The organism is Micromonospora narathiwatensis, assembly GCF_900089605.1.
GTDB lineage: Bacteria > Actinomycetota > Actinomycetes > Mycobacteriales > Micromonosporaceae > Micromonospora > Micromonospora narathiwatensis.
The window spans coordinates 2,846,044-2,859,962 of the sequence record NZ_LT594324.1; the positions used below are offsets into that span (position 1 = coordinate 2,846,044).

General features: G+C 73.9%; 3 protein-coding genes. All 3 read right to left on the bottom strand.

Annotation, left to right across the window (positions count from 1 at the left end; translation table 11 throughout):
- The gene (locus GA0070621_RS12425) at positions 1–4,728 is read right to left on the bottom strand and encodes a non-ribosomal peptide synthetase (protein WP_091194824.1); all 4,728 of its coding nucleotides are present in this window, start codon (positions 4,726–4,728) and stop codon (positions 1–3) included.
- 94 nt (positions 4,729–4,822) lie between these two features.
- Entirely contained in the window at positions 4,823–10,513 is a 5,691-nt protein-coding gene (locus GA0070621_RS12430; RefSeq protein WP_091194826.1) for a type I polyketide synthase, read from the bottom strand.
- Positions 10,514–10,529: 16 nt separating this feature from the next.
- Positions 10,530–13,919, bottom strand: coding sequence for a non-ribosomal peptide synthetase (locus GA0070621_RS12435; RefSeq protein ID WP_091194829.1), 3,390 nt, complete (start codon positions 13,917–13,919; stop codon positions 10,530–10,532).

The following is a 13,919-nucleotide window of genomic DNA, read 5'->3' on the forward strand; positions in this document are numbered from 1 at the left end:
TCAGCTCCTCCCGTCGGTGGTGTCGAGCGCCTGCTGCACCTCGTCGTCGGAGAGCTGGCTCAGCCTGATCAACAGCTCGGCGGTCTTCTCGACGATCGCCCGCTGGGCGGGGTCGGCGCTCAGGACGCGGGCGAGCCCGGCCACCGTCGGGTCGCTGAAGACCCGGTGCAGCGGCACGTCCACCCCGAACGCCTCCCGGACCCGGGCCACCATGCGGGTGCTGAGCAGCGAGTGCCCGCCGAGCGCGAAGAAGTCGTCCAGCACACCCACCCGGTCGACGCCGAGTGTCTCGGCCCAGATGCCGGCGATCACCTCCTCGACCGGGTTGCGCGGCGCCACGTACGCGGACTGCACCTGCCGCCGGCCGGCCTCCGGCGCGGGCAGCGCCTTCCGGTCGACCTTGTTGTTCGGGGTGAGCGGCAGCGCGTCCAGGAATACGTAGATGGCCGGCACCATGTAGTCGGGGAGCTGCTCGCCGAGGGCGGCCTGGAGCCGGGGCAGCAGCCGTCGGGTCCGGCGCCCCAGGGCGTCGTTGACGTACCGGTCCCAGCGCGGCTCCTCACTCACGCCAGGCTCCAGGTCGCGGCGCGGCGTCAGACGCGCCGAGCTGGAGTTGTCGGCGACAGGCTCCAGGTCGCGGCGCGGCGTCAGACGCGCCGAGCTGGAGTTGTCGGCGACAGGCTCCAGGTCGCGGCGCGGCGTCAGACGCGCCGAGCTGGAGTTGTCGGAGGCCTCGCCCAGTCGGGGCAGCGGCCGTTCGGGGCGGCCGTCCGGGTCCAGGCGGCGCAGCACCGCGTCCAGGTGCCCGGCCGGTCCGTGTCCGGACCAGTCGAGGTCGAGCCGGTAGCCGGTCTCGTCGGCGAGCCGGCGCAGCTGCTCCGGCTCGGCGGCGGCCGGGTCGTCCCCGGCGGCGACCAGCTCGGCCCAGAGGTCGGCGACCGTGCCGCCCGCCTCGGCCAGCGCCGTGGCGGCCCGGGTCCAGCGGTCGACCCGGGCGTTGGGTACGCCCCGCAGGGCGAGCAGCGCCGGGCGCTCGCCGGTCAGGCGGTCCCGGAGCCCGTCCGGGGTCAGCCGCTCGGCGTTCCAGTCGACCCACCCGACGTCGCCGGCCTCGACCGCCTCGGTGTCGCCGCCGGCCACGGTGAGCCGTACGTCGTAGCGGAACCGGGTCAGCTCGTTGCTCACCGCGCCGAGCTTCGGCAGCACCCGCACCTGCGCGAGCTGCGGGAAGCGGGCCGGCAGCGCGGTGAAGAAGCCCGGGTCGAAGACCAGCTCCTTGTCGTCGGCGACGGCCCGGCGCACCCGCTCGCGCAGCTGCTCTGCAGTGTCCTCCGGCGCGGCCCGCTCCAGCTGCACCGAGGCGTGGAAGGAGTCGAGCAGCGGCAGGCTGCGGATGTCGCCGAGGAAGAGCGAACCGCCCGGGGCGAGCCGGGGCAGCGCGCCCTCGATCACCCGCAGCAGGTAGCGCTCGTCGGCGAAGTACTGCACCACCGAGTTGAGCACGATCACGTCGAATCGCCGGTCGGGCAGGGTGTCCAGCTCGTCGGCCGCGCAGCCGAACAGCTCCACACCGGACAGCCCCCGGTCCGGCCTGGTGACGTCGGCGCGGAGCCGGTTCAGGGCGACCGCCGAGATGTCGGTCCCCCAGTAGCGCCACACGTGCGGGGCGACCCGGTAGAGGATCAGACCCGTCCCGCAGCCGATCTCCAGCACCGTCCGTGGGCCGGTCTCCAGGATCCGCTCGGCGGTGGCCTCGGCCCAGCCGCGCATCTCCGGCACCGGGATCGGCGCCCCGGTGTAGCTGCTGTTCCAGCCGCGCGTGTCGAAGGTCGGGTCGACCTCGCCGCTCTCCGCGACGTCGTACGCGGCGTCCCAGACGTCCCGCCACTGGTCCGTCTCGCGCGGCCACTCGACGTCCGCCTCGGCGTCCGCGTCGGGGTCGGCCACCACGTACGCCACCAGCCGCTGGTCGCCGGGGGTGTCCTCGCGTACGGTGAGCACCGCCTGCTTGACCTGCGGCTGCCGCTCCAGCACCGACTCGATCTCGCCCAGCTCGATCCGGAAGCCGCGCAGCTTCACCTGGTGGTCCAGCCGGCCGAGGAACTCGATGCTGCCGTCGGCACGGCGGCGGACCAGATCGCCGGTGCGGTAGAGCCGGTCGCCCAGCCCGACCGGGAACGGGTGCCGGACGAACCGCTCGGCGGTCAGCTCGGGTCGGTCCAGATAGTCCCGGGCCAGGCCGGCGCCGCCGATGTGCAGCTCGCCGGGGACGCCGAGCGGGACCAGCGCCCCGCCGCCGTCCAGCACGTGCAGTTCGGTGTTGGCGATCGGCTCACCGATGGAGATCGGCCCGTGGTCGACCCGCGCCACCGCCGACCAGATGGTCGTCTCGGTCGGGCCGTACATGTTCCACAGCTCGGCGCATCTGCCCAGCAGCCGCTGGGCCAGCTCGGCGGGGAGCGCCTCGCCACCGGCCAGCACCCGCAGCCCGGGGCGCCCGGCCCAGCCGGCGTCGAGCAGCATCCGCCAGGTGGACGGGGTGGCCTGCATCATGGTGGCGCCGGAGCGGTCCAGGGCGGCGGCCAGCCGCTCGCCGTCGGCAGCGACCTCCCGGCTGACCACGATCACGCTGGCGCCCTCCACCAGTGGCAGGAGCAGCTCCAGCCCGGCGATGTCGAAGGAGAGGGTGGTGACCGCCAGCAGCGCGTCACCCGACGTGATGCCGGGCCGTTCGGCCATGGCGAGCAGGAAGTTGCCCAACGCGCCGTGCGGGATCCGTACCCCCTTGGGGCGTCCGGTGGAGCCGGAGGTGTAGATGACGTACGCCAGATCGTCCGGGCGGACGTCGAGCGGCAGCGGCTCGGCCGACTCGGCGGCCAACTCGTCGCGGAGCAGGTCGAGGCAGAGCGGCTGCGCCTTCACCCCGCCCAGGCTCTCCAGCACGTCGCTGCTGGTCAGCAGCACGGACAGGGCGGAATCGGCCAGCATGAAGGCGATCCGGTCGGGCGGGAAGCCCGGGTCCAGCGGGACGTACGCGCCGCCGCTCTTGAGCACGGCGAGCATCGAGACGACCATGTCGGCCGAGCGCTCCAGGCAGATGCCGACCAGCGTCTCCCGGGCCACCCCGAGCTGCCGCAGCCGGTGGGCCAGCTGGGTCGAACGCCGGTCCAGCTCGGCGTAGGTCAGGGTTTCCCGGTCGGTGCGCAGCGCCGGGGCGTTCGGGGTGGCGGCGGCCCGGGCGGCGAAGCGCTGCGGCACGGACACCGGCTCCGGCCAGTCCCGTAGGGTGTCGTTCCAGCGCAGCCGCAGGTCGCGCTCCTCGTCGGCGGCGAGCATCGGAACCTGGTCGATCGGCCGGTCCGGCTCGGCGAGGAGGTTCTCCACCAGCTGCGCCAGGTGGCGGGACATCCGTTCGACGGTGGCCGGCTCGAAGAGGTCGGCGTTGTACTCGAACCAGCCGGTCAGCCCATCCGGCCGGTCGAAGACCTGTAGTTCCAGGTCGAACCGGGCGGTGGCGCTCTCCACGTCGACCGGCTCCAGCCGCAGTCCGGGCACGTCGAACTCGGGCATCGGGATGTTCTGGAAGATGAAGTGCACCTGGAAGATCGGCGAGCGGGACAGGTCCCGGCGCGGGGCCAGTTCCTCGACCAGCCGTTCGAACGGCAGCTCCTGGTGGGCGAAGGCGCCCAGGCAGGTCTGCCGGACCCGGCCGACCAGCTCGCGGAAGCTCGGGTCGCCGGAGAGGTCGGTACGCAGCGCCAGGGTGTTGACGAAGTAGCCGATCAACCGTTCGATCTCCGGCCGGTTCCGGTTGGCCACCGGCACCCCGACCACGATGTCGTCCTCGCGGCTGTAGCGGTGCAGCAGCACCTGGAAGGCCGCGAGCAGCGTCATGAACGGGGTGGCGCCCTCCCGCTGGCTCAGCGCGCGCAGCCGGGCCATCACCGGCTCGGGCAGGGCGAACGGGCGGGAGCCGCCCCGGGTGCTCTGGACGGCGGGGCGGGGCTTGTCGAGCGGCAGCTCCAACGCGGCCGGCGCCCCGGCCAGCGTGTCCTTCCAGTACGCCAGGTCGGCGTCGAGGGCGTCGCCCTCCAGCCGCTGCCGCTGCCAGACGGTGTAGTCGACGTACTGGATCGGCGGCTCCGGCAGGGTCGACGCGCGCCCGGCGGAGAAGACCCCGTAGAGCTCGACCAGCTCGGCGATGGCCACCGACATGGACCACAGGTCGGCCGCGATGTGGTGCATGGTCAGCAGCAGGACGTGTTCCTCCGGGCCGAGCCGGAGGAACTTCACCCGCAGCAGCGGGCCGTTGGTCAGGTCGAACGGGCGGGTGAACTCCTCGCGGGCCAGCTCCTGGATGCCGGACTCGCCCGCCGGGCCGCGCAGGTGGGCGCAGTCGACCACGGTGAACTCCGGCTCGCCGGTGGCGTTGACCACCTGTCGGGGTTCGCCGTCGACCTCGGTGAACGTGGTCCGCAGCGCCTCGTGCCGACGGGTGATCTCGTTGCAGCTGCGCCGCCACACCGCCAGGTCCAGCGGGCCGTGGATGCGGACCGCGCCGGGGATGTTGTACGCGGCGCTGCCCGGCGAGAGCTGCTCCAGGAACCAGAGCCGTTGCTGGGAGAAGGAGGCGGGGAACTCCCGCCGCTGCTTCTTCTGCCGCAGCCGCTCGGCCAGCAGCGCACGCTTCTCCGCGGCGGACAGGCTGCCCAGGTCGGTGGTCGTCACGGGCGATCATCCTCGGTTCGCTGGTGGGCCGGTGCGGTGACACGGGCCGGTGCGGTGGTGCGGGCCGGCTCACGCCGGGTGGTGCGGATCCGGGTCACGCTTCCCCTCCCTCGTCCTCGGCGAGCAGGGCACGCAGCTGCGCCTCGACCTCCTCGTCGGAGAGGTCGTCGAGGCCGGCCAGCTCGTCGTCCGGCCCCGTCCGGCTGACCGCCTCGATCCGGTCGGCCGCCGGATCGGTGGGGGCGCCGGGGTCGGCCAGCACGGTCACGGTGTGCGCCACGGTCGGGCTGTCGAAGAAGCCGCGCAGGTTCAGCTCCACCCCGAACCGGCCGCGGATCTTCGCGCCGATCTGCACGGCGGCCAGCGAGTGTCCACCGAGGGCGAAGAAGTCGTCGTGGACGCCGACCCGGTCCAGCCCGAGGACCTCCTGCCAGATCTCGGCCACCGCCCGTTCCGCGTCGGTGCCCGGCGCGACGTACGGGGTGGCCAGGTCGGGGCGCGGGTGGGTGCCCCGGGGCGGGGCGATCTGCTCGACCTCACCGGCGAGCAGCGCCGGGGTGATCGAGCCGGCGAGCCGGCGCAGCCCGGCCAGGTCCCGGCCGGTGACCACCACCTGCTCGGGCAGGACGGCCGCGCCGAGGAGCCGGTCGAAGGCGGCCATCCCGTCGGCGGCGGTCATCCCCTCACTGAGGACGTGCAGCGTGCCCGGAGTGGCCTCCGCACCTGGGTCAGGGACGGTGACCGCGCCGCCGCGTACCTGTTCCAGCAGGCCGTCGATGTCGTTGATCCGCTTGATGGTGAAGTCGACGATGCTGGCCAGCAGCCGTCCCTGCGGGGAGAGCAGCTCGATGCTGACGGTCAGCGTCTCGCGGGAGTCGCCCGACTCGGCGACCTCCACGTGGCAGTGGACCACCCGGGTCAGCGGGGCGAAGACCCGCAGGCTGCGGTAGGTGAACGGCAGATAGAAGACGTCCCGGGCCCGGATCCGGGCCGAGGCGCCGGCCACGTCGAGCAGCGCCGGGTGCAGCGGGTAGCGCTCCAGGTCGGCAGCGAACTCCTCGGCCAGTTCCAGGGTGACCATCAGCCGTTGCGCGCCGGCCTCGATCCGGCGCAGGCAGCGCCAGCGCGGGCCGAAGGAGAACTGCAACCGGCCGCCCTGCTCCACGCGGTCGAGCTTCAGCCGGCGCTTCAGCTCGTCCTCGGTGTCGATCACCTCGGTGACCGCGCAGTCCTCGCGCAGCCGCGCCAGATCCCGGTTGGACTCCGTGGCCCGTTCGAGGAAGGAGACCAGGCCGGTGGCGTGCTCCTGCCAGCGGGCCGAGTCCCCGTCGGCGCGGCTCTGCACGCTGAACCGGAGCTGCCCGTCGCGCTCCTCGACGGTGGTGAACAGCTCGCGGGTCTGCCCGTCGGGCACGATCACCGGCATCATGAAGAGCACGTCGTGCAGCTCGACCACCCGACCGGCGGCCTGCTCGGCCACCGCCGCGTTGACCAGCTCCAGGTAGGTCGTCCCCGGGACGAGGCCGTGCCCCATGATCCGGTGCTCGTCGACGATCCAGCTCTCGGCGGTGCTCAGCGTGGTGGCGTACGTCCGGGACTTCCCGGTCGAGGCGACCAGCCGGTGCAGCAGCGGGTGCCCGGCCAGCGTCGTACCGCCGTGCAACCGCTCGACGAGGCCGGCGGCCATGCCGGTGTTGCGCCAGGTGTCCCAGTTGACGGCGGCGACCGGTGCCCCGGTGGTGGCACGCCGCCACTGGGCGAACACGTCCAGGAAGGCGTTGGCCGCGCAGTAGTCGCTCTGCCCCGGGCCGCCGAGCAGCGCGGTGAGCGAGGAGCAGAGCAGCAGGAAGTCCAGTTCGTCGGTGCCGCAGACCGCGTCCAGGTTGAGCGTGCCAACGGTCTTGGCGGCCAGGACGTCCGCCACGTCCTGCGCGGACTTGACCGCGATCAGGCCACGGGACGGGAGCCCCGCCGCGTGGATCACGCCGTGCAGCCCGCCGCCGACCGCGCGCAGCCGGTCGACCGCGCCGGCCAGGGCGTCCCGGTCGGTGACGTCGGCCTCCAGCACGATCACCCGGGCGCCCAGGTCGCGGAACTGCTCAAGGCGGCGGATCCGCCGGCTGGTGTCGTCCTGCTCGCCGTGCCCGGCCAGCCAGGCGGGCCACTCCGCCTCGGTCGGGAAGGCCGAGCGGGTGAGCAGCCCGAGCACCGGGGCGTCGACCGCGCGGGTGATCTGCTCGGCCAGGGCCAGGCCGACGCCGCCGAGGCCACCGGTGATCAGGTAGACGCCGCCGGGGCGCAGCCGGCCGCCCACCGCTCCCGGGGGGTCCAGCCGGACCGCCTCGAAGGCGCGTACCCACCAGTGCCGGCCGCGCAGGGCCAGCTCCCGTTCGGCGGCGGGCGCGGTCAGCCGGGCCAGGACGGCGGCGGCGGTGCCGGGCCACCGCCGTCCGGTGGACCCGGCCGGGCCGGTCGGCGTGCCCCCGCCGGTGAGGTCGGCGCCGGTCAGGTCGAGCACCCGGCAGGTGACGTCCGGCACCTCCTGCGGGATGACGGTGGTGGCGCCGAGCAGCGGGGCGTTCTCGGGCTGGAGGTCCTCGTCGCCGGTCACGCCGAACAGGCCCCGGCTGAGCACGTCGAACTCGACCGGGCCGGTAGGCTGCACGTCCCCGACCGCCTGGGCCAGGGCCAGCAGGCTGTCGAAGCCGAACCGGCGGGCCCGGTCGACCCGGGCCGCGTCCAGCCCGTCGGCCGGCTCGACGGTCAGGCTCCACAGGTGCACCACCCGGACCGTCCCCGGGGCGTACGTCTCCAGCGACTTGAGCAGGCCGGCGTGCTGATCCCGGCTGGTCGGGTCCAGCGCCCAGGCCCGATCGCCGGTCTCCCGCAGCTCGTCCCCGGCGCTGACCCGCACCACGACGGCCCCACCGCCGGCCAGTCGCGCCGCCAGTTCGGCGCCGAGGGGCAGCTCGGCGCCGAGCAGCACCCAGATGGTCGCCCCGTCGGCGGTGCCGCCGACCGCCTCGGCGGCCGGCGTGGTCAGCCGCCGCCAACCGGGTACGTGGAACCACTCCGCGTCCGCCCCGCTGGTCAAGGCACGGCGCGGCGCCGGCGTGGTCTCCGGGTCGATCCAGTAGCGCTGCCGCTGGAAGGCGTACGTGGGCAGGCGCACCAGCCGGCGGGCCGCGTCGCCGTCCCGGGTCGTCCAGTCGACGGGCACTCCGGCGGACCAGAGATCCCCCAGCCCGGCCAGCAGGTACTCGTGATCGTCCCGTCGCTCGTCCGGGTGCCGTACCGAGCCGGCCACGGTCCGCCGCTCGTGCCAGGCCCGGTGCTGGCGTACGAAATTGCGCAGCGTCTGCCCCGGGCCCACCTCCAGCAGCGCCAGCTCCTCGTCGGCGAGGAGCACGTCCAGGGCGTCGGCGAAGCGCACCGGCGCCCGCAGGTGCCGACCCCAGTACGCCGGATCCGTGGCCTGCTCGTCGGTGATCCACGCGCCGGTCACGTTCGACACGAACGGAATCGCCGGTGGGTGCAACGTGACCTGACGCACCGCCTCGACGAAGGGCGTCACCGCCGCGTCCATGCTCGGCGAGTGGAACGCGTGCGAGGTCCGCAGCCGACGACGCGCCACCCCGGCCGCCGCCAGCCGCCGCTCCAGCTCGTCGACCGCCGCCGTCGGGCCGGCCACCACACACAGTCCGGTGGAGTTCACCGCGGCCAGGCACAGCTCGTCGGTCAGCCAGCCGGCCACCTCCGCCTCCGGCAGGAACACCGCCAGCATCGACCCGGTCGGCATCGACTGCACCAACCGGCCCCGGGCCGCCACCAGCGCCACCGCGTCCTCGAGGGAGAACACTCCGGCCAGGCAGGCGGCCACGTACTCGCCGACGCTGTGCCCGACCATCGCCGCCGGACGCACGCCCCACGACATCCACAGCCGGGCCAGCGCGTACTCGACCAGGAACAGCACCGGCTGGGTGATCGAGGTACGGGCCAACGCCCGTGCCGCCTCGGCCGGCTCGTCGTCGACCGCGAACAGCGGCACCCGTGGGTCCTCCCCCAGGTGCGCGGCGAACAGTTCGGCACAGCGGTCCAGCTCCACGGCGAACGCCGGCACCGACCGGTACAGGTCCCGGGCCATGCCCACGTACTGCGCGCCCTGGCCGGGGAAGAGGAACGCCACCGGCGTGTCCCGCCCGGCCGGCGTGCCGGTGCCCGCCGCCGCGACCTGCCGCAACGCGCCGACCAGGTCGGCGGCCTCCCGACCGACCACGGCCGTCCGGTGCTCGAAGGCCCGACGCCGGCTGGCCAGGGTGTACGCCACGTCGTCGAGGTCCGCCTCGGGGTGGGCCGCCAGGTGGTCGGCGAGCCGACCGGCCGCCTCGGCCAGCGCCGGCGCCGACCGGGCCGACAACGGCAGCACCCGGGGCACGGCACGGTCGGCGGCCCCGGCCGCGGCCGGCTGCCCGGCGGGCGCCTCCTCCAGGATCACGTGCACGTTGCTGCCACCGATGCCGAACGAGCTGACCCCGGCCCGACGCGGCGCCGCCCGCCGGGGCCACGGCCGCAGCTCGGCGTTGACGAAGAACGGGCTGCTCGGCAGCGCCAGCTCCGGATTCGCCCGGGTGTGGTGCAGGGTCGCCGGGATGGCCTCGTGCCGCAGCGCCAGCACCGCCTTGATCAGGCTGGTCACCCCCGCCGCCGCGTCCAGGTGCCCCACGTTGCTCTTCACCGAACCGATCGCGCAGTAGCCGACCCGGTCGGTGTGCTCCCGGTACGCGCGGGTCAGCGCCGTGATCTCGATCGGGTCGCCGAGCGCGGTGGCGGTGCCGTGGGTCTCCACGTAGCCGATGCTGTCCGCGTCCACCTCGGCCACGGCCAGCGCCTCGGCGACGACCTGCGCCTGACCGTCCACGCTGGGCGCGGTGTAGCCGACCTTCAGCGAGCCGTCGTTGTTGACCGCGGTGCCCAGGATGACCGCGTCCACGGTGTCTCCGGCCGCGCGGGCGTCGGCCATCCGCCGCAGCACCACCACGCCCGCGCCGTTGCCGGCGACGGTCCCCTGCGCCTGCGCGTCGAAGGGCCGGCAGTGCCCGTCCGGGGAGAGAATGCCGCCCTGCTCGTAGAGGTAGCCGCCGTGCAGCGGCACGCTGACCGAGACCCCGCCGGCCAGCGCGATGTCGCACTCGCTGTTGAGCAGGCTCTGCACCGCCAGGTGCACCGCGGTCAACGAGGTGGAGCAGGCGGTCTGCACGGTCATGCTCGGCCCGGTCAGGTCCAGCTTGTACGACACCCGGGTGGCCAGGAAGTCCTTGTCGCTGGAGATCAGCGTCTGGTAGCTGCCGGCCGAGTCCACGGCACGCTGGTTGGCGAGCAGGTTGAACAGCAGGTACGAGTTGAGGCTCGCCCCGGCGAAGACGCCGATCCGCCCGTCGAAGGTCCTCGGGTCGTACCCGGCCGACTCCAGCGCGGTCCAGACGCATTCCAGGAAGACCCGGTGCTGCGGGTCGAGCACCTCGGCCTCGCGCGGGTGGAAGCCGAAGAAGCCCGCGTCGAACCGGTCCGCGTCCGCGAGCACCCCCTTGGCCCTGACGTAGTTCTCCCGCGCGGCCAACTCCGGGTCGACCCCGGAACCGGTCAGTTCCTCGTCGGAGAGGCTGACGACGCCCTCCCGGCCGGCCGCGAGGTTGGCCCAGAGGGTTTCCACGTCGGGGGCGCCGGGAAAGCGCCCGGCCATCCCGATGACGGCGACCCGGTTCAGGTCTCCGGTTTCGTCTGACACCTGCCTCACCTACCGTTCATGCCCGCGCCCGACGAGCGGCCGCCTGTTGACGTCGACTCAGGGACTGCCGGCGGCTCTCCGCCCGATCCCGGGCGTCGGCCAGCACGTTTTCGCCGCCGCCGGCCCGGTTGAGGTGACCGGCCAGCGCGCCGACGGTGGGGAACTGGAACAGCTCGACCAGCGCCACGTCCCGACCGACCGCCGCGACGAGCCGGAGACGTACCTCGGCCATCAGCAGCGAGTGGCCGCCCAGTTCGAAGAAGTTGTCGTCCACCCCGACCCGGTCCACGCCGAGCAACTCCCGCCAGATGCCGGCGACGGTCCGCTCCAGCTCGCCACGGGGGGCCACGTACGGGCTGCGCAGCTCCGGGCGGGCCAGCTCCGGCTCGGGCAGCGCCCGCCGGTCGACCTTGCCGTTCGGGGTGAGCGGCAGGGCCGGCAGGGTGGTGAAGACCGACGGCACCATGTACTCGGGCAGCCGCTCCTTGAGCTGCGCGATCAGCTCACCGGCGCCCGGCACGGCCGGCCCGACCAGGTACGCCACCAGCCGGGTGTCCCCGGCGTGCGTCCGGGGCACCACGACCGCCTCGGTGACCCCGTCGCACCCGGTCAGCGTCGCCTCGATCTCGCCCAGTTCGATCCGGAAGCCGCGCAGCTTCACCTGGTGGTCGAGGCGGCCGAGATACTCGATCGCCCCGTCGGCGCGGATCCGGCCCAGGTCGCCCGTCTTGTAGAGCCGGGCCGGCGGCCGGTCCGCGTCCCGGTCCCCGTCGGCGGCCGGGCTCCCCGTTAGGCCGTCCCGCCGTCCGGTGCCGGCGGTGGCGAACGGGTCGGTCACGAACCGCTCGGCGGTCAGCTCGGGGCGGTTCAGGTAGCCGAGCGCCACGTTGACCCCGCCGATGTGCAGCTCGCCGGGCACACCCACCGGGACCGGCTCCAGGAACCGGTCCAGGACGTACACCTGGGTGTTGACGATGGGACGGCCGATGGGCACCGGCCGCGGGTCGTCCCGTCGGCAGGCCCAGAAGGTGACGTCGACGGCCGCCTCGGTCGGGCCGTACAGGTTGTGCAGTTCGGCCTTGGACGAGGCGAGGAACCGGTCCTGCAACTCGCGGGGCAGCGCCTCGCCGCTGCAGATCACCCGGCGCAGGCTGGTGCAGTCCGCCACGTCCGGCTCCCGCAGGAACGCCTGGAGCATGGAGGGTACGAAGTGCATGGTGGTGATCTGCTCGGCCTGGATCGTCTCGACCAGGTAGCGGCCGTCGCGGTGCCCGTCCGGGCGGGCCACCACCAGGGTCGCGCCGGTCATCAGCGGCCAGAAGAACTCCCAGACCGAGACGTCGAACGAGTACGGCGTCTTCTGCAGCACCCGGTCGCCGGGGCCGAGGCCGTACGCGTCCTGCATCCAGAGCAGCCGGTTACGGATGCCGGCGAAGGTGTTCGGCACCCCCTTGGGCTGGCCGGTGGAGCCCGAGGTGTAGATGACGTACGCGACGTCCGCGCCGCGTACCGGGGTGGCCGGATCGTCGTGGGCGTCGTCGGTCGTCGCGGTGAGCAGTTCGTCGGCGTACCAGAGCGGCCCGTCCCAGGAGAGCTTCTCGGCCAGCGGCCGCTGGGTGAGCACCACCGCCGGGTCGGCGTCGTCGAGCATCAGCGCCACCCGACCGGCCGGCAGTCCCGGGTCGACCGGGACGTACGCGCCACCGGCCTGCCAGATCGCCAGCAGGCTGACCACCAGCTCGACCGAACGCTCCTGCACCAGGCCGACCAGCACGCCGGGGCCGACCCCGGCGGTACGCAGTCGCCGGGCCAGCCCGTTGGCCAGCCGCACCAGTTCGCCGTAGCTGACCGTCCGGTCCGCGAAGCGCAGCGCCGGCAGCTCCGGCGTCCGGCGGGCCCGCGCCACGATCTGCTCGTGCACCCAGCCGGCGTCGGGCCACTGCCGGGCCTCGCCCCGGGACAGGGCCAGCACCGCGCGCCGCTCGTCGGCGTCCAGCAGCGGCAGCTCGTCGACCGGGGTCTCCGGCCGCTCGACGACCAGCTCGATCACCCGCCGGAAGTGGCCGGCCAGCCGGGCCATCGTCCCGGCCTCGAAGAGGTCCCGGTCGTACTCGAACCAGCCGCTCAACCCGCCCGCGTCGTTGAAGAACTGCAGCTCCAGGTCGAAGCGGGCGCCCTGGGCGCGCAGCGGCAGCCGCTCGAACTCCACCCCGGCCAGGGCCAGGGTCGGCAGCGGGTCGCTCTGGTACGACAGCCCCACCTGGAAGATCGGCGGCCGGCTCAGGTCCCGGGCCGGTTTCAGCTCCTCGACCACCTTCTCGAACGGCACCCGCTGGTGGGCGTAGCAGCCGAGGCAGGCGTCCCGGACCCGGCCCAGCACCTCGGCGAAGGTGGGGTTGCCGGCGAGGTCGGCCCGGACCGGCAGGGTGTTGACGAAGAAGCCGATCAGCGGCTCGACCTCGGCCCGGTCCCGGTTGGCCAGCGGTACGCCGACCACCACGTCGTCCTGCCCGCTGTAGCGGTGCAGCAGGACGCCGAAGGCGGCCAGCAGCGCCATGTACGGGGTGGCGCCGTGCCGCTTGCCGAGCGCGCCCAGCGCGGTGAGCACCGGTTCCGGCAGCTCGAACGGGTGGGAGGCGCCCCGGAAGCCCTGCACCGCCGGCCGGGGCCGGTCGGTCGGCAGGTCCAGCACGGCCGGCGCGCCGGTCAGGTGCTCCCGCCAGTACGCGAGGTCCGCCGACAGGTCCTCCCGGCGCAGCCAGTCCTGCTGCCAGGCGGCGTAGTCGCCGTACTGGACGGCCAGCTCGGGCAGCGCCGGCCGCGCGCCGGCGACCAGGGCGGCGTACCGGGTGGAGAGTTCGCCGAGCAGCACCCCGACCGACCAGCCGTCGGAGATGAGGTGGTGCATCGCCACCCCGAGCACGCAGTCGTCCGGGCCGAGCCGCAGCAGGGCCAGCCGCAGCAGCGGGCCGGTGGTGATGTCGAACGGCTCACGCAGCTCGGCGAGGATCCGCTCCTCCAGCTCGTCACCGTAGGGTGCCGTGCCGGACAGGTCCGTCTCGGGCAGCGGGAGGTCGAGACCTGCGCGGACCACCTGCACCGGGCGTCCGTCCCGCAGCTCGAACGTGGTCCGCAGCGACTCGTGCCGCTGGACGACCCCGTTGACGGCCTGGCGCAGCAGCCCGGTGTCCAGCGGGCCGCGGATGCGCACCGCCGCCGGGATCAGGTACGCCGGGTTCCCGGGCCTGAGCTGTTCCAGGAACCAGATGCCCTGCTGCATGACGGAGATCGGGAAGACGTTCTCCGCCCGGGTGGGCCGTGCCTGCCCGCGTTCCCGCAGCATCTTCTCGAACAGTGCCCGCTTCTCCGGGGAGAGCGAGGCGAGCCGTGCGTCGAGGTCGGTCAT

What these genes read in the sequence shown, in the direction of transcription:
- GA0070621_RS12435 (WP_091194829.1), bottom strand. Translation starts at nt 13,919, where the DNA reads ATGACCGACCTCGACGCACGGCTCGCCTCGCTCTCCCCGGAGAAGCGG.